Origin of the sequence: Pseudomonas saponiphila (assembly GCF_900105185.1) — a bacterium.
Taxonomy (GTDB): domain Bacteria; phylum Pseudomonadota; class Gammaproteobacteria; order Pseudomonadales; family Pseudomonadaceae; genus Aquipseudomonas; species Aquipseudomonas saponiphila.
Window position 1 is genome coordinate 1885607 of sequence record NZ_FNTJ01000002.1, and the last position, 20601, is coordinate 1906207.

Annotated in this window: 19 protein-coding genes; 13 read left to right on the forward strand and 6 right to left on the reverse strand. The window is 63.8% G+C overall.

The genetic code is table 11. The features are described from left to right. Window positions 1-47: 47 nt before the first annotated feature. The 6 genes from BLV47_RS30500 (at window position 48) to BLV47_RS30525 (ending at window position 6928) form a co-directional block, all read left to right on the forward strand. The gene (locus tag BLV47_RS30500; RefSeq protein WP_092320260.1) at window positions 48-1223 is read left to right on the forward strand and encodes a M20 aminoacylase family protein; all 1176 of its coding nucleotides are present in this window, start codon (window positions 48-50) and stop codon (window positions 1221-1223) included. A gap of 99 nt (window positions 1224-1322) precedes the next feature. Then, a complete protein-coding gene (locus BLV47_RS30505; RefSeq protein ID WP_092320261.1) occupies window positions 1323-2633 on the forward strand; it encodes an MFS transporter in 1311 nt (436 codons plus the stop codon). Next, window positions 2630-4093 (forward strand): amidase, encoded by a 1464-nt coding sequence (locus tag BLV47_RS30510; protein WP_244168973.1) that lies wholly within the window; start codon window positions 2630-2632, stop codon window positions 4091-4093. Before BLV47_RS30505 ends, BLV47_RS30510 begins: the two co-directional genes overlap by 4 nt. A gap of 86 nt (window positions 4094-4179) precedes the next feature. Further along, entirely contained in the window at window positions 4180-4950 is a 771-nt protein-coding gene (locus BLV47_RS30515; protein WP_092320262.1) for an IclR family transcriptional regulator, read from the forward strand. Between the two features lie 237 nt (window positions 4951-5187). Then, a complete protein-coding gene (locus BLV47_RS30520) occupies window positions 5188-5769 on the forward strand; it encodes a YceI family protein (protein WP_092320263.1) in 582 nt (193 codons plus the stop codon). A gap of 1 nt (window position 5770) precedes the next feature. Continuing rightward, window positions 5771-6928, forward strand: coding sequence for a phospholipase D-like domain-containing protein (locus tag BLV47_RS30525; RefSeq protein WP_092320264.1), 1158 nt, complete (start codon window positions 5771-5773; stop codon window positions 6926-6928). A 181-nt stretch (window positions 6929-7109) separates the two neighbouring features. Here the strand turns inward: BLV47_RS30525 and bglX are convergent, their stop codons facing one another. Next, complete coding sequence (gene bglX / locus BLV47_RS30530; RefSeq protein ID WP_092320265.1) at window positions 7110-9401, reverse strand: beta-glucosidase BglX; 2292 nt, start codon at window positions 9399-9401, stop codon at window positions 7110-7112. A gap of 240 nt (window positions 9402-9641) precedes the next feature. On the opposite strand from bglX, the gene BLV47_RS30535 reads away from it, so the two are divergent. The 4 genes from BLV47_RS30535 to BLV47_RS30550 are packed head-to-tail and all read left to right on the forward strand — an operon-like array spanning window position 9642 to window position 12612. Continuing rightward, window positions 9642-10250, forward strand: a complete 609-nt coding sequence (locus BLV47_RS30535) for a LemA family protein (RefSeq protein WP_068582077.1) — start codon at window positions 9642-9644, stop codon at window positions 10248-10250. Next, complete coding sequence (locus BLV47_RS36800) at window positions 10250-11176, forward strand: TPM domain-containing protein (RefSeq protein ID WP_092320266.1); 927 nt, start codon at window positions 10250-10252, stop codon at window positions 11174-11176. The genes BLV47_RS30535 and BLV47_RS36800 overlap by 1 nt, the downstream gene beginning before the upstream one ends. A gap of 33 nt (window positions 11177-11209) precedes the next feature. After that, on the forward strand, window positions 11210-11965 hold the full coding sequence (locus BLV47_RS30545; RefSeq protein WP_092320267.1) for a TPM domain-containing protein: 756 nt from the start codon (window positions 11210-11212) through the stop codon (window positions 11963-11965). Window positions 11966-11994: 29 nt separating this feature from the next. Beyond that, entirely contained in the window at window positions 11995-12612 is a 618-nt protein-coding gene (locus tag BLV47_RS30550; protein WP_092320268.1) for a TPM domain-containing protein, read from the forward strand. Between the two features lie 386 nt (window positions 12613-12998). Here the strand turns inward: BLV47_RS30550 and BLV47_RS30555 are convergent, their stop codons facing one another. Both BLV47_RS30555 and BLV47_RS30560 read right to left on the reverse strand, forming a co-directional pair. After that, window positions 12999-13832, reverse strand: coding sequence for an IS3 family transposase (locus BLV47_RS30555; RefSeq protein ID WP_092320269.1), 834 nt, complete (start codon window positions 13830-13832; stop codon window positions 12999-13001). Continuing rightward, window positions 13829-14125: a transposase gene (locus BLV47_RS30560; RefSeq protein WP_092308884.1), complete on the reverse strand. Its 297-nt coding sequence runs from the start codon at window positions 14123-14125 to the stop codon at window positions 13829-13831. The genes BLV47_RS30555 and BLV47_RS30560 overlap by 4 nt, the downstream gene beginning before the upstream one ends. A gap of 321 nt (window positions 14126-14446) precedes the next feature. Here BLV47_RS30560 and BLV47_RS30565 point away from each other — a divergent pair, with 321 nt between their 5' ends. From BLV47_RS30565 to BLV47_RS30575, 3 genes are all read left to right on the forward strand, one after another. After that, window positions 14447-15661 (forward strand): class I SAM-dependent methyltransferase, encoded by a 1215-nt coding sequence (locus BLV47_RS30565; RefSeq protein WP_092320270.1) that lies wholly within the window; start codon window positions 14447-14449, stop codon window positions 15659-15661. 162 nt (window positions 15662-15823) lie between these two features. Further along, window positions 15824-16405: a DJ-1/PfpI family protein gene (locus BLV47_RS30570; RefSeq protein WP_092320271.1), complete on the forward strand. Its 582-nt coding sequence runs from the start codon at window positions 15824-15826 to the stop codon at window positions 16403-16405. Window positions 16406-16419: 14 nt separating this feature from the next. Beyond that, the gene (locus BLV47_RS30575; RefSeq protein WP_092320272.1) at window positions 16420-16725 is read left to right on the forward strand and encodes a ribbon-helix-helix domain-containing protein; all 306 of its coding nucleotides are present in this window, start codon (window positions 16420-16422) and stop codon (window positions 16723-16725) included. A gap of 102 nt (window positions 16726-16827) precedes the next feature. On the opposite strand, the gene BLV47_RS30580 is transcribed toward BLV47_RS30575, so the two are convergent. The 3 genes from BLV47_RS30580 to BLV47_RS30590 all read right to left on the reverse strand — a co-directional run bounded on the left by BLV47_RS30580 (window position 16828) and on the right by BLV47_RS30590 (window position 20521). Continuing rightward, complete coding sequence (locus tag BLV47_RS30580; RefSeq protein WP_092320273.1) at window positions 16828-17448, reverse strand: hypothetical protein; 621 nt, start codon at window positions 17446-17448, stop codon at window positions 16828-16830. A gap of 10 nt (window positions 17449-17458) precedes the next feature. Continuing rightward, the gene (locus tag BLV47_RS30585; protein WP_244168974.1) at window positions 17459-17749 is read right to left on the reverse strand and encodes a hypothetical protein; all 291 of its coding nucleotides are present in this window, start codon (window positions 17747-17749) and stop codon (window positions 17459-17461) included. 210 nt (window positions 17750-17959) lie between these two features. Then, window positions 17960-20521 (reverse strand): TonB-dependent receptor, encoded by a 2562-nt coding sequence (locus tag BLV47_RS30590; RefSeq protein WP_092320275.1) that lies wholly within the window; start codon window positions 20519-20521, stop codon window positions 17960-17962. Between the last annotated feature and the right edge of the window lie 80 nt (window positions 20522-20601).

The following is a 20601-nucleotide window of genomic DNA, read 5'->3' on the forward strand; positions in this document are numbered from 1 at the left end:
CTCCGACAACAAGAACGGGAAGCCACCCGGCCCAGAGGAGATACGCCATGACCCGACACCAGCACATCCTTGCCTGGCTCAATGACATTGCCGGCGACCTGCGGGCCATCCGGCACGACATTCATGCCCACCCGGAACTGGGGTTCGAGGAACAGCGCACCTCGGCGCTGGTGGCGCGTTGCCTGGAGGAGTGGGGTTACCAGGTGCATACCGGCGTTGGCCGCACCGGGGTCGTTGGGGTTCTGCGCAACGGCACGGGCACCCGCGCCCTGGGGCTGCGGGCGGACATGGACGCCTTGCCGATCATCGAGAACACCGGGGTTCCCTACAGCAGTCGCCACGGCGGTTGCATGCATGCCTGCGGGCATGACGGCCACACCACCATCCTGCTGGGGGCGGCGCGCTACCTGGCCGCGACCCGAACGTTCGACGGCACCCTGAACCTGATCTTCCAGCCCGCCGAAGAGGGCCAGGGCGGCGCCGAGGCGATGCTTGCCGATGGCCTGCTGGAGCGCTTCCCCTGTGATGCGCTGTTTGGCCTGCACAACATGCCCGGGCTGCCGGCCGGGCACCTGGGGTTTCGCGAGGGGCCGATGATGGCCTCCCAGGATCTGCTCGAGGTGATAGTCGAAGGCGTCGGCGGCCATGGCTCCATGCCGCACCTGGCGGTGGACCCGCTAGTGGCGGCGGCGAGCATGGTGATGGCCTTGCAGACCGTGGTGGCACGCAATATCGACGCTCAGGAAGCCGCGGTGGTGACGGTCGGTGCCCTGCAGGCCGGCGAGGCGGCCAACGTGATTCCCCAGCAGGCGCTGTTGCGCCTGAGCCTGCGGGCCCTCAATGCACCGGTGCGCGAGCAGATGCTGGAGCGGGTCAAGGCGATCATCCGCACCCAGGCCGAAAGCTTTGGCTGCCGCGCCAGCATCGAGCATCGCCCGGCTTATCCGGTGCTGATCAACAGCCCGGAAGAAACCGAGTTCGCCCGGCGGGTCGGGGTCGAGCTGGTGGGGGCCGAGGCGGTCGACGGCAACACCCCCAAGCTGATGGGCAGCGAGGACTTCGGCTGGATGCTGCAACGCTGCCCCGGCAGCTACCTGTTCATCGGCAACGGTGTGGCGCAGCCGATGGTGCATAACCCGGGTTACGACTTCAACGACGACATCCTGCTGACCGGCGCGGCCTATTGGGCTGCCCTCGCGGAAAGCTGGCTCAAGCCCTCCTGACCCCTGTCGTTCCTGCGTTTCCGAGCACCCCGGGCGTTGTCGGCGCCCGGCACTTTTCCGAGCCCGGCCCAAGGCTTAAAAGTATCCAAGGAACTTCCCATGAGCACTTCGAGTCCCGCTGCTTCCAAGACCCGGCAGGTGGTTGCCGCCGTCGTCGGCAACGCCCTGGAATGGTACGACTTCATCGTCTATGGCTTTCTCGCCAGCTTCGTCGCCCGCCAGTTCTTTCCGGCGGAGGATGAATACACCTCGCTGCTGATGGCCCTGGCCACCTTCGGCGTGGGCTTTTTCATGCGTCCGGTGGGCGGTGTGCTGCTGGGGATCTACTCCGATCGCAAGGGCCGCAAGGCCGCGATGATGGTGATCATCCAACTGATGACCCTGGCCATCGCGATGATCGTGTTTGCCCCCAACTACGCGGCCATTGGCATTGGCGCGCCACTGCTGATCGTGGTGGCGCGCATGCTCCAGGGCTTTGCCACCGGAGGGGAGTACGCCAGCGCCACGGCTTACCTGGTGGAGAGTGCGCCGGCCCACAAGAAGGGCCTGTACGGTTCCTGGCAACTGGTTGGCCAGTGTCTGGCGGTGTTCAGCGGGGCGGCGATGGTGGCGGCGGTGACCCACTTCTTTTCGCCCCAGACCCTGGATCTCTGGGGCTGGCGCCTGCCGTTCGTGATCGGCCTGCTGATCGGTCCGGTGGGCCTGTGGATCCGCAAGTACATGGAAGAGCCGGAGGCCTTCATCGAGGCGCGCAAGCAGGTGCGGGGCAATGGGCCGGGGCTGTGGCAGGTGGTGTCGAGCCAGCGCCGGGCGATTCTGGTGTCCATGGGCTTGTGCAGCGGCAGCACCGTGTCCTTCTACGTGGTGCTGGTGAACATGCCGACCTTCGCCCACGCCAACCTCGGCCTGCCCCTGGATCAGGTACTGCTGGTGCAGATGTTCGCCGTGGCCCTGATGACCCTGGTGATCCCCTTTTCCGGGGCGCTGTCGGACCGGATCGGCCGGCGTCCGGTGCTGGCGGCCTTCACCCTGGCGTTTTTCATCATGGTCTATCCCTTGTATGTCTGGGTCGCCGCCGCGCCGTCCATCGAGCGCCTGCTGGTGATGCAGATCCTGCTGTGTGGCGCCATTGGCGGTTTCTTCGGTCCTGCTCCCACCGCCCTGGCCGAGCAGTTTCCCATCGAGGTGCGTTCCACCGGCGTCTCCGTGGCGTATAACCTGGCGGTGATGCTGTTCGGCGGTTTCGCGCCCTTGATCGTGACCTGGCTGAGCCGGGTCATGGCCACGCCGGTGGCGCCGTCCTTCTATGTCCTGGCGACTTCGATCTTCAGTCTGCTGGGCATCTATTGCATGTACGACGCGGTCCGGGACACCAAGCCCGATGCCCTGCCCCTGGGAGGCGAGTCTTGATTCAGCACAGCGATGCCGTGGCCTGCGAGTCCATCGTCGAGCTGGACGCCCTGGCGCTGTCCAGGGCGATCCATGCGCGCGAGCTGTCCTGCCGCGAGGTGATGCAGGCCTACCTGCAACAGATCGAGCGCTACAACCCGCATTTCAATGCGCTGGTGTCCCTGGGCGATCCGGGCGAGTTGCTGGCCCGGGCCGACGAGCGCGACCGGCAACTGGACCGGGGGCAGTCCATGGGCTGGATGCATGGCATGCCCCAGGCGATCAAGGATCTGGCAGCCACCGCGGGGCTGACCACCAGCCTGGGTTCGCCGCTGTTCGCCGAACAGGTGCCCCAGGTGGACGCCATCAGCGTGGCCCGGGTGCGGGCCTGTGGCGCGATCATCGTCGGCAAGAGCAACGTGCCGGAGTTCGGCCTGGGCTCCCATACCTACAACCAGCTGTTCGGCACCACCGGCAATGCCTACGACAGCAGCCTGAGCGCCGGCGGCAGCAGCGGCGGGGCGGCAGTGGCCCTGGCCCTGCGCATGCTGCCGGTGGCCGATGGCAGCGACATGATGGGCTCGTTGCGCAATCCGGCGGCCTTCAACAACCTGTTCGGCATGCGCCCTTCCCAGGGGCGGGTGCCGTTCGGCCCGACCCCGGAACTGTTCGTGCAGCAACTGGCTACCGAAGGGCCGATGGGACGCACGGTAGCCGATGTGGCGCGGCTGTTGAGCACCCAGGCCGGTTACGATCCGCGGGTGCCCTTGTCCCTCAAGGAGGACCCGGCGCTGTTGCAGGCGCCTCTGCAACGTGACGTGCGGGGCCTGCGCCTGGGCTGGTTGGGGGACTACAACGGCTACCTGGCCATGGAGCAGGGGATATTGAGCCTGTGTGAAAAGGCTTTGGCCGACTTCACCCGGCTGGGCTGTGAAGTGGAAAGCTGCCAGCCGGATTTCTCCATGGCGCAGTTGTGGGACTGCTGGCTGGTGCACCGGCACTGGCTGGTCCAGGGCTCCCTGGGGCTGTTGCACGGCGACCCGGACAAACGCCGCTGGCTCAAGCCCGAGGCCCGCTGGGAAGTGGAGGGGGCCGCCAACCTGAGTGCTGCGGATGTGTACCGCGCGTCCCAGAGTCGCAGCGACTGGTACCGCGCCTTGCAGCGATTGTTCGAGCGTTACGATTTTCTGCTGTTGCCCACGGCCCAGGTGTTCCCTTTCGATGCACGGCAGGCCTGGCCAAGGCAGATCAATGGGCAGGAAATGGATACCTATCATCGCTGGATGGAAGTGGTGATCGGTCCGACCCTGGCCGGCCTGCCCAGCATCAGCATTCCGGTGGGATTCAATCTGGCGGGCCGGCCCATGGGCATGCAGATCATCGGTCCGGCCCAGGCCGACCATGCTGTGCTGCAGCTGGCTCATGCCCATGAACAACTGACGCAATGGGTACGCCAGCGCCCGCCAGGTAATCTGCTGTAACCAGGCAAGCGTCGCTGCTAGGCTCCTGAGGCCCGCATCTTGCTGGGTAACGGCTTTACCCATTCTCAAGTCAGGGAGTTCGGACCATGGCCAGCAAGGTCGAAAGCGGCAGTGTGCGTTCCGTGGAACGGGCCTTGGCGATTGTCGAGTTACTCGGTCAGCACCAGGCCCTGGGGCTGGAGGAGTTGCACTACCTGACCGGGCTGCCCAAGGCGACGGTGTCGCGCATGTTGCTGACCTTGCAGGAGCAGGGCTGGATCTACCGGGGCTTGAGTGACCGGCGCTATCGCTTGAGCGCGCGCAGCCTGTTCGGTGACAGCCGACAACGCTTCAAGCGCCGCCTGGTGGAGCAGGCGGCGCCCTGGCTGCTGGAATTGAGTGCACGCACCGGGCTGGTCAGCGACTTGTCGAGTTTCGACGGCGAGCACCTGGAAGTCCTGGAAAGCGCGGTGCCCCAGGTGTTGCGCAAGCGCTACCCGAACAACAGCCGGATTGTCGGCCAGCATGCCAGCCTGTTTCATTCGGCCATGGGCAAGGCCTGCCTGGGGGCCCTGGCCAGCGCCGAAGTCCAGCGGCTGGCCGAGCGCGAGCGAGTACCGGTCGAAGAGCAGCAACAGGCCTGCGCCCAATCCCAGCACCTGGGGTTTGGCCAGCGCACTGAAGGCCACTGGGAATATCCGGTGCGCCTGCCTTTTCTGATTCGCGCCGTGGCCTTGCCGCTGCAGGCCGAGGGGCGGGTGATCGGTAGCATCGCCCTGCATTGGCCGATGGACCTGAGCTGCGTCGAGCAGGTGCGCAATCGTCATTTGGGGCTGCTGGCCGCCACCGTCGAACAACTGCAGAAAAGCCTCGCCTGAGCCGTTCTCCGGCCGCGCCGACGGGCAATGCCATTCGCGCCACGTTGCCTCCGGGGTTTGCCTGACTGGCAGCGGCGCACCGGCCAAGGCTTTGATCCGTCCGCTGCGAGCGCCGCAGGACTGTCCCTGAACCAAAGGCACGGCGTGCAACTCTATCGCAGGGCGCCGCCCGAGCACGGCGTTTGCCAGCCTTACGGCAGCCGGTTAAGGTGGCGCCTTCTGTTCAAGGGAGCTTGCATGCGTACGCCGATCCGCCTACTTCTCAGCCTGCTCGGGGTACTGGCACTGCCGGTCCAGGCCAACTGGTACCTGGACAACGAGTCATCCCGCGTGTCCTTCGTCTCCACCAAGAACGCCAATATTTCCGAAGTCCAGCGCTTCCTGGTGCTGCATGGCAAGGTCGATGGCAAGGGCCAGGCGCTGCTGCAGATCGAGCTGGACTCGGTCAGCAGCGGCATTCCTCTGCGCGATGAACGCATGCGCCAGGAACTGTTCCAGGTGCAGCAGTTTCCCGAGGCGCAGATCACCGCGCAGATCAACCTGCGCCCGATCAACGACCTGGCTCCCGGTGCGCAGATCGAGCTGCTGCTGCCGGTCACCGTGACCCTGCACGGCCAGGAACACACGTACAACGCCGAACTGCTGGCCACCCGCCTGGATGACCGGCGCTTTCAGGTGGTGACCCTGGAACCCCTGGTGCTCAACGCCGAAGACTTCAACCTGGCCCCGGGGCTGGACAGCCTGCGCAAGCTCGCGGGGCTTTCGGCCATCAGTTTCTCGGTGCCGGTGGGTGCGGTGCTGATCTTCACGGCGCGCTGAAATGCGCGCGGCGGTGTTCCCCTGGCGTGAAGGCAACCGCTTCGAGTTGCTGATCGATGGTCCCGAATTCTTTCCGCGCATGCTGCTGGCCATCGTCCGTGCCCAGGAGCAGGTGGAGCTGGAACTGTATCTGGTGGAGGCCGGTGCCTGCGCCGAGGCCATGGTCCAGGCCCTGGTCCAGGCCGCCGAGCGCGGGGTGCGGGTGCGCTGCCTGTTCGACGACTACGGCAGCCTGGCCTTTACCCAGCCCCTGCGCCTGCGCCTGACCCATGCCGGTGTCGAATTGCGCTTCTACAACCGCCTGAAATGGCGTCAGGGCCTGCTCAACCTGTACCGCGACCATCGCAAACTGCTGTTGGTGGACCAGTCCCTGGCGATGGTGGGCGGCACCGGGGTCACCGATGATTTCTGGCAGCCCAAGGACAACAGCTGCGACTGGCATGAAGTGATGGTGGAGATTGCCGGCCCTGCGGTGCGTGACTGGCAGCGGCTGTTTGACCGGCAATGGAGTGCCAACCTGCACCGGGGCGCCTGGAAGCCCAGTGTGGATTTCGGCCTGCCCTATCTGCCGCGCATACCTGACTCGGGGCAGGGCATGGGCCGGGTGGCGTATGCCGACTCTCGCCAGCATCGCGACATCCTGCACTCTCTGATCCGCGCCCTGCACAGCGGCCAGCAGCGCATCTGGCTGGCAACGCCGTACTTCTTGCCCACCTGGTCGGTGCGCCGCTCATTGCGCAAGGCCGCGGCCCGGGGGCTCGATGTGCGCCTGCTGCTGACCGGGCCGAACACCGATCACCCGGCGGTGCGCTATGCCGGGCACCGTTACTACCCACGCCTGCTCAAGGCCGGCGTGCGGATCTTCGAGTACCAGCCGCGTTTTCTGCATTTGAAGATGGCCCTGGTGGACGACTGGGTCAGCGTGGGCTCGTGCAACTTCGATCACTGGAACCTGCGCTTCAACCTGGAAGCCAACCTCGAAGCCCTGGACCCGTCGCTGACCCGCGCGGTAGCGGCCAGTTTCGAGGCGGATTTCGCCCAGAGCGAAGAGATCAGCCTGGCGCAGTGGCGCAACCGGCCGTTGTGGCGGCGGATCAAGCAGCGGATCTGGGGCTGGGTCGATCGTCTGGTGGTCAACCTGCTGGACCGGCGCGGCTGACTGCAGCCGCTGGCGCTGGCTGCGAACGAGCGCGCAGCGGTCGCGAGGCCGGTGGCGGTTTGGCGGAAGATCGTCGCAGCCTTGCAGTCTCGGCAGCGGCTACAGACATGGCAGCGATTTGCGCGATTGCGCAGGGAGGCAAGGCGGCCGGCGCAGGTCTTGCGCCGGCCGCTGACAGGCATCAGAGCAGTTCGAAGCTCTGTTGCTTGACGTCCTGGGAGTCCAGGCCGATCTGCACATTGAAGTCGCCCGGTTCCGCGGCGTACTTGAGCTGGGCGTTGTAGAACTTCAGGTCGTCCTCGGTGATGGTGAAGTGTATGGACTTCTCTTCACCGGCCTTGAGCATGACTTTCTGGAAGTTCTTCAATTCCTTGATCGGGCGGATCATCGATCCGGCCACGTCCTGGATGTACAACTGCACCACGGTTTCGCCGTCACGCTTGCCGGTGTTCTTCACGGTCACGCTGGCGTCGAGCTTGCCGCTCTTGTTCAGGGTGGTGGAGGACAGGGCCATGTCCGACAGGCTGAAGCTGGTGTAGCTCAGGCCATAGCCGAACGGGAACAGCGGGCCGGTGGTGTCGTCGAAGTACTGCGATGTGTAGTTGCCCGGCTTGCCCGGGGTGAACGGCCGGCCAATGGTCAGGTGGTTGTAGTAGGTCGGAATCTGCCCCACGGTGCGGGGGAAGGTGATCGGCAGCTTGCCCGACGGGTTGTAGTCGCCGAACAGCACGTCGGCGATGGCGTTGCCACCTTCGGTGCCGCTGAACCAGGTTTCCAGGATCGCATCGGCCTGCTGGTTTTCTTCCAGCAGCGACAATGGCCGACCGTTCATCAGCACCAGCACCAAAGGCTTGCCGGTGGCCTTGAGCGCCTTGATCAGGTCGCGCTGGCTGGCGGGAATCAGCAGGTCGGTACGGCTTGAGGATTCGTGGGACATGCCTCGCGACTCGCCCACGGCCGCGACGATCACGTCCGCCTGTTTGGCCGCCTGGACCGCTTCGTCGATCATCTGCTGCGCCGGGCGCGGGTCGTCCACCACTTCCGGGGCATCGAAGTTGAGGAAGTTCAGGTAGTCCACCACCTTCTTGTCGGCGGTGATGTTGGAACCCCGGGCGTACACCAGTTGGGCCTTGTCGCCCAGGACATTGCGCATGCCGTCGTAGAGCGTCACCGACTGCGCCGGCACGCCAGCGGCGGCCCAGCTGCCCATCATGTCGATCGGCGCCTTGGCCAGCGGGCCGACCAGGGCGATCTTCGCGGTTTTCTTCAGCGGCAGGGTGTCGTTGTGGTTCTTCAGCAGCACCAGGCTGCGCCGGGCGATGTCCCGGGCGTCGCTGCGGTGCAGGCGACTTTCGGCGTTGGTGTCGGCCGGGTCATCCTCGGCCTTGCCGATGCGCACGTAAGGGTCCTTGAACAGGCCCATGTCGTACTTGGCCGCCAGCACTTCACGCACGGCGTTGTCGATGTGCTTCTGCTCAATCTCGCCGGACTTGAGCAACCCCGGCAGTTCCTTGCCGTACAGCGAGTCGTTCATGCTCATGTCGATGCCGGCCTTGATCGCCAGCTTGGCCGCTTCACGACCGTCCTTGGCCACGCCATGGCGGATCAGCTCGATGATCGCGCCGTGGTCGCTCACCGCCAGGCCCTTGAAGCCCCACTCCTTGCGCAGCAGGTCGTTCATCAGCCAGGTGTTGGAGGTGGCGGGCACGCCGTTGATCGAGTTCAGGGCCACCATCACTCCGCCGGCACCGGCGTCGATCGCCGCGCGGTAGGGCGGCAGGTAGTCCTGATACATCTTCACCGGGCTCATGTCGACGATGTTGTAGTCGCGACCGCCTTCCACCGCACCATACAGGGCGAAGTGCTTGACGCTGGCCATGATGCTGTCCGGCAGGGCCGGGCTCTGGCCCTGGTAGGCATTGACCATGACCTTGGCGATGCGCGAAACCAGGTAGGTGTCTTCGCCAAAACCTTCGGAGGTGCGACCCCAGCGCGGATCGCGGGAGATATCCACCATCGGCGCAAAGGTGATGTCCAGGCTGTCGGCGCTGGCTTCCTTGGCGGCGATGCGCCCGGAGCGGCCGATGGCGTCCATGTCCCAGCTGGACGCCAGGGCCAGGCTGATGGGGAAGATGGTCCGGTGGCCGTGGATCACGTCATAGGCGAAGAACATCGGGATCTTCAGCCGGCTGCGCATGGCCGCGTCCTGCATCGGACGGTTTTCCGGACGGGTGATGGAGTTGAAGGTGCCGCCGATATTACCGGCGGCGATTTCCTTGCGGATCAGCTCGCGGGGCATTTCCGGGCCGATGCTGATCAGGCGCAGCTGGCCGATCTTCTCTTCCAGGGTCATGCGCTTGAGCAGATCGTTGATAAAGGCTTCTTTGTTTTCCAGAGGGACCGGGGCCACTTCGGCCAACACCGGGTGACTGGCCAGGCTGACCAGCAGGCCCAGCAAACACAGCTTCTTCATGAATATTGTTCTCAAGGGCTCAAGACAGATGCTTTTGAAAGCGCATCCGGCAGCCAAAATTTAAGGGGCAGCTATTGTTGTTCAGATAAATCCAGCACACTTCTGAACTGTTTTTCGCGCTGGGCATCTTTTAGCCCATCAGCCCGATGCATTCCAGTGGCGCAGGCAGATTTTGCCCACAGGAAGCGTGAAACCGGGCAAACGCTGCATTTCAATCAGGTTGTGCAAGGAGCCCCACCCATGAATATCACTCAAAGCCTGCGTTCGAGCTGGCCTGTCGCGGCCCTGTTGCTGCTCACCAGTCTGCTCAGCGGCTGCGGCATCAACAACATTCCGACCCTGGACGAGCAGGTCAAGGCCGACTGGGGCCAGGTGCAGAACCAGTACCAGCGCCGCGCCGACCTGATCCCCAACCTGGTGGAAACCGTCAAGGGCTACGCCAAGCACGAGGAAGAAACCCTGACCGCGGTGGTCGAGGCGCGGGCCAAGGCCACCTCGATCCAGGTGGACGCCAAGACCCTGGACAACCCGGAAAAGCTCAAGCAGTTCCAGCAGGCCCAGGACCAGTTGAGCGGCGCCCTGAGCCGCCTGATGGTGGTGTCCGAGCGCTACCCGGACCTCAAGGCCAACCAGAACTTCCTGGCCCTGCAATCCCAGCTTGAAGGCACCGAGAACCGTATCGCCGTGGCCCGTCGCGACTTCATCCTGGCGGTGCAGAAGTACAACACCGAGATCCGCACCTTCCCCGGTCGCCTGTGGCACAGCCTGATGTACAGCGACCTGCCGGTGCGTGAATCCTTCGAGGCCACCAGCCCCGACGCCGACAAAGCGCCGCAAGTGAAATTCTGATGGCCCACGTGCAGCGCGTGCTACGAGGCGCGCTGCTGTGGCTGGGGCTGGTGAGTGGCGCCGTACTGGCGCAACCCTCAGGTTCAACACCCATGGATGGGGTGCCGTTGCGTGCGACGCAGCCCTCTGTCCAGGTCGAGCCTGCACCGGCCACGGCAACAGCGGCGCCGATTGAAAGCCTGTTCCCTCCGTTGACCGGGCGTGTGGTGGACAGCGCCCAGTTGCTGACGCCTTCGGCGCAGGTCTACCTGACGCAGATGCTCGAACGGCTTGAGCAAAGCACCACCGATCAGGTGGTGGTGGTCACGGTGCCGAGCCTGGGCGGCTACAGCATCGAGGAGTTCGGCCTGCAACTGGGCCGGCACTGGGGCATCGGCCAGAAGGACAAGAACAACGGCGTCCTGCTGCTGGTGGCCAAGGACGACCGCCAGGTGCGGATCGAGGTGGGCTACGGGTTGGAAGGACGGATCGACGATATCTGGGCGCACCTGATCATCAACGACTCGATCATTCCGTATTTCAAGGATGAGCTGTACTCCTCCGGGATCATTACCGGCACCACCTCCATCGTGCGTCTGCTGGAGCCCAACAGCACGCGGATGCTGGAGCACCGCTGGGTGGAGCAGAGCTGGTACCAGCAGATCGAATGGATGTGGTGGTTCAAACTGGTGTTTTTCTCGGTATTTGTCGGCGTGCCGCTGGTCGGGCTCTTGCTCTTCACACGCGACGATGGTGCAGCGGCAAGCACTGGTCGGCCCGGCACCCGCGATGACTCGCCCAGGGCCGAGCGCGACAGCAGTTCGAGCAGCAGTTCATTCGACTGGTTCGACTCCAGCAGCTCCAGCTCCAGTTCCAGTTCGGATTCGGACAGCTTCAGAGGCGGTGGTGGCAGTTTTGGCGGTGGTGGGGCGTCAGGCAGTTGGTAGCGCAAGCGGACAAAGATTAAGGATGAGGTGCTAATGCGACTCTATAAAATCGGCCTGGTGCTGTTGCTCTGGGTCTTCGCGGTCACGGCCCAGGCCGAGCTCAGGTTCCCGGCCCTGAGCGGGCGGGTGGTGGACGACGCGCAGATGATCGAACCGAGCGTCCGCGCCCAGCTGACTCGGCAACTGCAAGCCCACGAACAGGCCACCGGCGAACAACTGGTGGTGGTGACCCTGACCGACCTGCAAGGCGCCAGCATCGAGGACTACGGCTACCAGCTGGGGCGCCACTGGGGCATCGGCCAGAAGGACAAGAACAACGGTGCGCTGCTGATCGTCGCTCGGGACGAGCGCAAGCTGCGCATCGAAGTGGGCTACGGCCTGGAGGAGCGCCTGACCGACGCCCAGGCCTCGGTGATCATCAACCAGGTGATCACTCCGGCGTTCAAGACCGGGCAGTTCAGCAAGGGCATCAGCGACGGGGTTGCGGCCATGCTCCTGGTGCTCGGCGGTACGCCGCTGGACGAGCCGGCCACGGCCTACGACAGCGGCGGCCAGAGCAGTCCCCAGGACGATTTTGTCCAGCGTCACCCGTGGCTGTTCCTCTTCATGGTGCTGCTGTTCATCCTGGTGGTGATGGTGGCGCAGGCGCTCGGATTCATCACCACCACCAGCGGTCGCGGCGGCGGTGGAGGGTTCGGCGGTGGCGGTTTTGGTGGCGGGTCCGGCGGTGGCGGCTTCAGCGGTGGTGGCGGCAGCTTTGGCGGCGGCGGTTCCTCCGGCGGCTGGTAACTCACAATAAAAAGCGGAAATCCAACGACATGGCATTACTCAGTGAATACGAACAACGGCAAGTGGCCGAAGCCATTGCCCGGGTGGAGCAGCAGACCGACGCCGAACTGGTGACAGTGCTGGCCGCCCGGGCCGACGACTACGCCTACATCCCGCTGCTCTGGGCCAGCCTGCTGGCGCTGGTGGTGCCGGGGCTGGTGCACTACGCCACCGGCTGGCTGAACATGCACCTGTTGCTGCTGGCGCAATGGACAACCTTTATCGTGCTGTGCCTGGTGTTTCGCCTGCCGCGGATCACTACCCGACTGATCCCGCGCTCGGTACGCCACTGGCGGGCCTCCAACCTGGCCCGGCGCCAGTTCCTCGAACAGAACCTGCACCACACCGTGGGCGGCACCGGGGTGCTGATCTTTGTCAGCGAGGCCGAGCGCTACGTGGAAATCCTCGTGGACGAGGGCATTTCCAAGCGCCTGGATAACAAACAGTGGAGCGGCATCGTGCGCAACTTTACCCGGCAAGTCCGGCAGGGCCAGACCCTGCAGGGCTTCCTCGACTGCATTGAAGCCAGCGGCGAACTGCTCAAGGCCCATGTGCCCCTGACCCAGGTGCGCAACGAATTGCCCAACCGCCTGGTGGTGCTCAACTGAGCCGCCGTAGGAGCCGGCTTGCCGGCGAACAGGCCCCCGAGTCTTGTACCGCCCTTGAGGGCGCCTTCGCTGGCAAGCCAGCTCCTACCGCTGGCGCGATATCGCTAGTGTTCTTGTAGGAGCCGGCTTGCCGGCGAAGAGGCCCCCTGAATCGTGCATCGCCCTTGAGGGCGCCTTCGCTGGCAAGCCAGCTCCTACCGCTGGCGCGATATCGCTAGTGTTCTTGTAGGAGCCGGCTTGCCGGCGAAGAGGCCCCTGAATCGTGCACCACCCTTGAGGGCGCCTTCGCTGGCAAGCCAGCTCCTACAGTTAGCGCGATACCGCTGGTGTTCTTGTAGGAGCCGGCTTGTAGTGGTCCAGCTTTTTTGGACCACTCTGTAGGAGCATTAGGCCGCCAGCCTTTCAAAAGCAGCGGGCGGCAGATCGTTCGAGGCGCTGTGGCAACGCCGATGGTTGTAATGGGCAATGAAATCCATCACATCCTTCTGCGCCTCAAAATGATTCTGGTAGCCATTTTCAGGCGACCAATCGTGTTTCAGTGTCCGGAAATAACGTTCCACCACCGCGTTGTCCCAGCAGTTTGCGCGTCGGCTCATGCTCTGCACGATCTGCTTTTCAGCCAGGTATTCGACAAAGCGATCCGCGGTGTATTGGCAGCCCTGGTCCGAGTGGAATACCAGCGCTGAACCAGGCCGACGTATGCCAACAGCCAGCCGTAACGCCTTGAGCGACAGCTCGGCATCGGCGGTCCTGGAAAAGGCCCAGCCGATGATCCGACGTGAAAACAAATCCATCACGATTGCCAGGTACAGCCAGCTTCCACCGACGCGAATGTAAGTGATGTCTCCGGCCCAAAACGTATTGGGTGATGCAGGATTAAAGCGACGATCGAGGAGATTGGCTGCGGTATTGCTGGGCTTTCCGGTCCGACGATAGTGAGCGTAACGGGCTCGTCGCCTGACCAGCCCAAGGTTTTTCATCAGACGGCCCATACGATGGCGCCCAACCGCTACGCCCTGTTTTTTGAGCTCCCTGGCAAATCCCCGGGCGCCCAGGGCACCTCGATGCTCCCGGTGCAGCTGCCGAATGGTCTTTTCCAGTTGCCGCTCGACCCCAGGTTCAGACCGAGCCACGGGCTTGGCGTAATAGCTGCTGCGAGGCACGCCCAGAAGTCGACAGCAATGCCGAATGGAGAGCTGTCCTTTCAACCCCTCGATCATTTGATTCGGCTGAACAGCACCTTCAGATGAGAGGGCAATTGCTTTTTTAGGACGCTATTCTCGGCTTCCAGCAAGGCGAGTCTGGCCTGCAGTGAATCAATCAGTTCCTGGTCCTGAGGGCGTGTGGGCAGCAAGGCTCCTTCATGCTCCTTGCGCCATCTGGCGACCCAGCGTCGCAGGGCTGTAGGCCCAACCCCAGTTTGCTCACATGCCTTAGGCACCGAGTAATTCATTTCCACGACCAAGCGAATGGCTTCGGCCTTTTCTTCAGCGCTAACAACCCGAAATCCCATGATGCTTCCTTAGGTTGAAACTCCTACAGAGTGGTCCAGGAATATTGAGCCACAACAGCTTGCCGGCGAAGAGGCCCCCGAGTGTTGTACCGCCCTTGAGTACGCCTTCGCTGGCAAACCAGCTCCTACAGTTGGCGCGATATCGCTGGTGTTCTTGTAGGAGCCGGCTTGCCGGCGAACAGGCCCCTGAGCCTTGCACCGCCCTCGAGTGACGTTTTTTTACCGTCGGGTGAATAACTTCGTGCCCCGACGGAGCTTGCTCCCTAAAATACCCACCACTCCCTGATTCACACCCCGCATCGCCCGAGGCACCTGCCCCCCATGTCCGTTACCGCATCTTCCGCCCGCCCCACGCCGGATCATCACGCCCAGTTCCTGCAATTGCTCGACACCAGCCTCGCGCAGAACGCCTTTATCAAGCTGGTACTGGCCAAGCACGTGGGCCCGGAGGCCGAGCTGCAGCGCCTGATCATCAAGCAGCTGACGGTCAAGGAGCAGCCGTGCCTGTCCTTCGTCTATCGCTACAAGACCCGCGACATCACCAAGAACTTCTCTCTGGCCGAGGGCATGGCGAGCATTGCCGGCTTGCTGCCGGCCTCGTTCAAGAACGCCCACTTGCTGACCCTGACCGATGAAGTGCAGCTCGAGTACAGCAAGAAGGGCAAGAGCTCGCTGTTCAAGGGCAAGCCGCAAACCCAGCGCGATGTGCCATCGGCCGAGCACAACCGGGAGAAGAACCGCTTCCTCGATCTCAGCCGGCCGTTCCTTGCCGACCTGGGGGTGACCAACAAGCAGCACGAGCTGATTCCGGCGATGTCGCGCAAATGGAAGCAGATCAACAAGTTCATCGAAGTCTTCAGCCACGCCCTGAGCAGTTCGCCGATCAAGCTCGACCAGCCGGTACGGGTGGCGGACTTCGGCTCCGGCAAGGGCTACCTGACCTTCGCCATCCACGACTACCTGCGCAACACCCTCAAGGCCGAGGGCGAAGTCACCGGCGTCGAATTGCGCGAGGACATGGTGAGCCTGTGCAATGCCGCCGCGCAGCGCCTGGAACACCCGGGCCTGGTGTTCAAGTGCGGTGACGTGCGCAGCGTGGCCCCCAGCCAGCTGGACGTGATGATCGCGCTGCATGCCTGCGACATCGCCACCGACTACGCGATCCACACCGGCATCCGCTCCGGTGCGGCGATCATCATGTGCTCGCCGTGCTGCCACAAGCAGATCCGCCAGCAGATCCAGAGTCCGGCGCTGCTCAAGCCGATGCTGCAATACGGCCTGCACCTGGGGCAGCAGGCGGAGATGGTCACCGACAGCCTGCGGGCGCTGTTCCTCGAAGCCTGCGGTTATGAAACCAAGGTCTTCGAATTCATCTCCCTGGAGCACACCAACAAGAACAAGATGATCCTGGCGGTCAAGCGCGACGAGCCGGTTGATCCGACTCTATTGCTGGCCAGGCTCGAAGAGCTCAAGGCCTTCTACCAGATCAGCGAGCACTGCCTGGAAACCCTGCTCAAGGCAGACCAGCAGCTGTAAGCGACAAGCGGCCAGCCGCAAGCGAGAAACCTGCAGCCAGCCACTTGCAGCTATCCACTTGCAGCTTGCCGCTGTAGTACCTGGCTATTACCCGGCCCGGTGGAATGGGGCTACCTTGAATACTCCTTCTGCCCCTGTATTTCCCTGAAAGGAGTCCACTCCATGGCCGCGAAAAAGATCCTCATGCTGGTTGGCGATTACGTCGAAGACTACGAAGTGATGGTGCCGTTCCAGGCCCTGCTGATGGTCGGTCACCAGGTGCACGCGGTGTGCCCCGACAAGAGTGCCGGGCAGACCGTGCGCACGGCGATCCACGACTTCGAGGGCGACCAGACCTACAGCGAGAAACCGGGGCACCTGTTTGCCCTCAACTTCGACTTCGCCCAGGTCAGCTCCGCTGATTACGACGCGTTGCTGATCCCCGGCGGACGTGCTCCGGAATACCTGCGGCTGAACGCCAAGGTGCTGCAACTGGTCAAGGAATTCGACCAGGCCGGCAAGCCGATCGCCGCGGTGTGCCATGGCGCGCAACTGCTGGCGGCGGCCGGCATCCTCGAAGGCCGCGAGTGCAGCGCCTACCCGGCCTGTGCCCCGGAAGTGCGGCTCGCCGGCGGCACCTACATCGATATCCCGGTGACCGAAGGCCACGTCCAGGGCAACCTGGCCACTGCACCGGCCTGGCCGGCGCACCCTAGCTGGCTGGCTGGTTTCCTGGGCCTGCTGGGCACCAAGATCACCCTGTAAGCGAGGACCACGTCATGTGCGAGCTGTACGTCAAGGCCGACCCGATTCTCTACGAGTCCCGCTCTCGTTCGCTGCGCATCTGTGGCGTGGTCACCACCTTGCGCCTGGAAAACCAGTTCTGGGACATCCTCAGCGAGATCGCCGAAGCCGACGGCATGACCACCAACCAGCTGATCGCCAAGCTGTATGAAGAGGTCATGGACTACCGCGGCGAAGTGGTGAACTTCGCTTCCTTCCTGCGGGTCAGTTGCACCCGCTACCTGAGCCAGCGACGGGCCGTCACCGCCGATCTCAGCCTGGTGCGACGCAACGCCGTGTAGAGCCTCGCGTCATGCCTCGCTCCTGGCTGGCAAGCCGGTTCCTGCGGGGTGTTTACCCGCGTGACACCTCGCAGGAGCCGGCTGGAGGCAAGAAGCAAACGGCTACAGCCCCAGGCGCACCCGTTGGCGCAGCTCGGCGATCACCGCCGGGTTGCCGCCTTCGAGCACATCCAGGCGCATCTGCGCGATCAGCGATTTGAGCAGCTCGGTCTGGGTCATCCGGGTCGCCTGCAGCAGGCGCGCAAGATCCTCGGCCACATAGTGGTTGACCTTCAGCGACAGGCGTTTCATGGCCTGCACGGCAGGCAATTGGCGGGCCTCGGCCTGTTCGGCCAGGTACGCGGCGAAGCCCTCGTGCACCTGCTCCAGGGAAGACGCCGGGGGGGCGCTGAAGTAGTAGCCGAAGAACAGTTTGCGCAGTTGCACTCCGGCATCCGGGGCCACGCAGTGCATCGTCGCATCCAGCACATCGAGGTAGACCGCCGGCAGCCGCGCCTCGATGGAGGTCAATGACTGCTTGCGGGTTTCCTTGATCGCCGGCGTCGACTGGGGCGGGATGGCCACGGTGGTGGCGCATTGGTCGCAGACTCCCACCAGGATGTCCCGGGCCAGGCCGTTGCCGTCGCTGAAGGGGACGTCACGCCGCAGGTAGGTGATGCCGACGATCTGTTGGCAATGCTCGCAGAGCGCCTTGCCCCGGTCGCCTTGCAGAAAGAGTTTCATGGGTTGCCCCTCATCGGTGAACGCTGATGAACCACACATCGGGCTCGATAAAGTAGAACTTGATGTACCAGCCGGCCTTTTTCAGCACGTGGACCGCGATGCCCGGGACGCTGTGGTGGGCGCTGCAACTGTGGTCCTGGCCCTTGTAGGCGCCTATGACTTCGATCAGGTGGCCAGCCGAAACCTCGCCGGTGGCCAGCAGGTTCTTGACCTCGATCGAGCCGCGCGCGGCATGCAGATAGTTGCCGTCCTGTAGTGCATTGATCAGGTCCCGCCTGACCTTTCTGAAGCCTCTGTCCATGATGCTTCCTCGTTTGTACGATAGTTGTCGTACAGAATCAATAAGGCGTTGACTGAAAGCGCCCAAAGGCCTTTCAGCGGTTTCCAGGGGGGCGTCGATCTTAGCCCGGCAGGTGCGGGCAGGAGGGTTTGGCTAAAGGCTTGCAATACATCGGTGATGGCCGATGGCTGGCCTGCTGCGGTGCGTCCGATGCACCGCAGCCAGGTGCCGTCAGAAGAAGCGGGTCACGCTGATCTTGGCGTTGCGTCCGACACTGTAGGCGTTGTCGCCGCTGAGGGCCGGGCGGTAGTCGCGGTTGAACATGTTATCCAGGGTGAAGTTGACTTCGGTGCCCTTGAGGTAGGCCTGCTGGGGCTTCCAGTTGGCGAACAGGCCCTGCACGTTGTAGCGATCATTGCCGTACTGGTCCCAGTAGGAGTCACCCAGGCTGCTGGCCGGGCCACTGGGGTATTTGTCGCTGGGCAGGCGGTCGGTCTGGCGCACCCACTGGCCCTGCCAGCCGACCTGGGCATCCCACTGGGGAATCTTCAGCCCCAGGGTCGCCACCCATTTGCGCGGCGGAATGTCCCGGGCCCAGACGTCCGGCCCCCAGGGGTTGGTGTAGGCACCCTGGTGCTTGCCGGTGATCCACGAGTAGGACAGGGCGCCAAACAGGTAGTTGGAGTCGTAGTAGCTTTCGACTTCGAAGCCCTTGATGGTCAGGTCGCCGATGTTGCGATACACCGACATCGGCGACTCCTTGCACACCTGGGCAATGCTCTTGCCGGTGCTCAATTGCTCCGCGCAGCCGATCCCGGTGGCCTTGAGGATCTCGTCGCTGATCTTGTTCTGGAACACCGTGGTGCGGATCTGCAGGTTGTCGTTGTCGGCCAGCACCTTGGAGAAGTTGTGGAGGGTTCCCGCGCGCAACGCGGTGATGCGCTCCGGATCCAGGTTGCGGCTGGTGGCCGAGCGGGTGCTGCCGGGGGCCTGCACTTCGTACTGTTCGTCGATCACCGGCGCGCGCCAGGTCTTGCTGTAGTCGGCGAACAGCGCCAGGTTCGGATTGAGGTTCCAGAACGCCGACAGCCGTGGCGACCAGCCGGTGTAGGTCTTGTCGCCGTAGTCATGGCCGTCCTTGGGGCTGGTGCTGTTGTACAGCGGGGCGTCGTTTTCCTGGCCACGGTTGCGCACATGGTCATAGCGCAGCGACGGGGTCAGGGTGAAGTCCCCCAGGGTCACCGCGTCCTGGATGTAGAAGGCGTTGTTGTCGACCTTGCCATGGGGCATGAAGCCCGGCTGGTAGTGGCCATAGTTGTACTTGGGCACTTCATAGGTCTTGCCCGGCATCCACATGTCGACCTCGCGGGTGTGCTTGCGGATCTGCGTGCCGAGGGTCAAGGCATGGTCCAGGGGACCGCTGCTGAAGCGGCTGATGTTGGTCACTTCGAGGATCCTGTCCTCGTAGCCCACGGTGATCTTGCGACCGCCGGTGACCGGTTGATAGAAGGCGGTCGGGCCGCGCTCGTCGGTCTGATCGGTCGTGGAGTTGGAGTACTGGACCTTGAGGTCGATCCAGGGGTTGTCCAGCGGCTGGTACTCGTACTTGGTCAGCCAGGTGGTGTCGATGGTGTTGCGCTGGGCCAGGTAGCGCTTGGTGGCACCTTCATAGCCGTACTTGGCGATGTTGGCCTTGCTGGGGGGCGCCGGGTAGCTCTTGGCCGAGAAGGGCGCCCAGATGTCGCTGTCGGAGCGCATGTAGCTCAGGCCCAGGCGCTGCTCGTCGGTCAGTTGCATGTTGAACTTGAACAGCTCGCCTTCCAGGTCCTGGGCGGTGTTGGGCTGGCGCTTGGGGTTGATCAGGTACTCATTGCGCGGGTCGGGAACGGAGCTGGCCAGCTTCATGTCGTCGCCGTCGCGCTTGGTCCAGTAGGCCAGGGCGTCGAAACGATGATCGTCGGATCGGCCATACACCGCCGAGGTGTAGGCCTGTTGATGGTCGTTGCTGCTGTAGCCGTACTTGACCATGGCACCGGTGTTGCGCCCGTCCTGCAACAGGTCCGGGGCATCCTTGGTTTCGGTATGCACGGTGCCGCCGAAACCGCCGTTGCCGGTCTTGGGCGAGTGCGGGCCCTTTTCCACTTCCACCCGCCGGATCAGCTCCGGCTCGATGAAAATCACCCCCTGCTGGTAGCGCTCGAAGCCGCTCTTGGTGGCGCCGTCGACGGTGATCGGCACGTCCTCGGCGTCCCCCAGGCCCCAGATGTTGATGGTCTGGCCACCGGGTTTCAGCGAGCCGCCGAGGCTGACGCCGGGCAGGGTGTCGATCAGGCTGGCGACGTTATTGGACTGGTGGCGGTCGATTTCCGCCTGGTTCAGGGTCGAACGGCCGACACTGGCGGCGTCGACCTCGGTGCCGGTGCCGATCACGCTCATGGCCCCCAGTTGCAAGGCCGAGCCGCTGCCGACGCTGGTTTCGGCGGGGCGCACGACGTAGGTGTTGTCGACCTTCAGCAGATTGAACGGGCCACCCTGGAGCAGGCTGCGGATTGCCTCTTCGGGGCTGAAATCCCCTTGCAGGGCCGGTGCCTTGGCGTTGCGCAGCAATTGCTCATCGAACAGCAGCTGGATCTTCGCCTGCTGGGCGACCTGGCTCAGGGACGCGGCCAGGGGCTGCGCCGGCAACTGGAAATGCAGCGGCCCGGCCTGGACCTGCAGGCTGAAGGCCAGGCAGGCGGCGAGCAGGGTTGGGCGGGTACGGACTAACGGAACAGGCAAGAACGCGCGAAACATGACTTCCCCCAGAGCGGCTTAAAGGCCAGAAAGACGCTGCGGACAGAGCGCAGACAGGAGGAAGACGCGGCAGTGAAAAA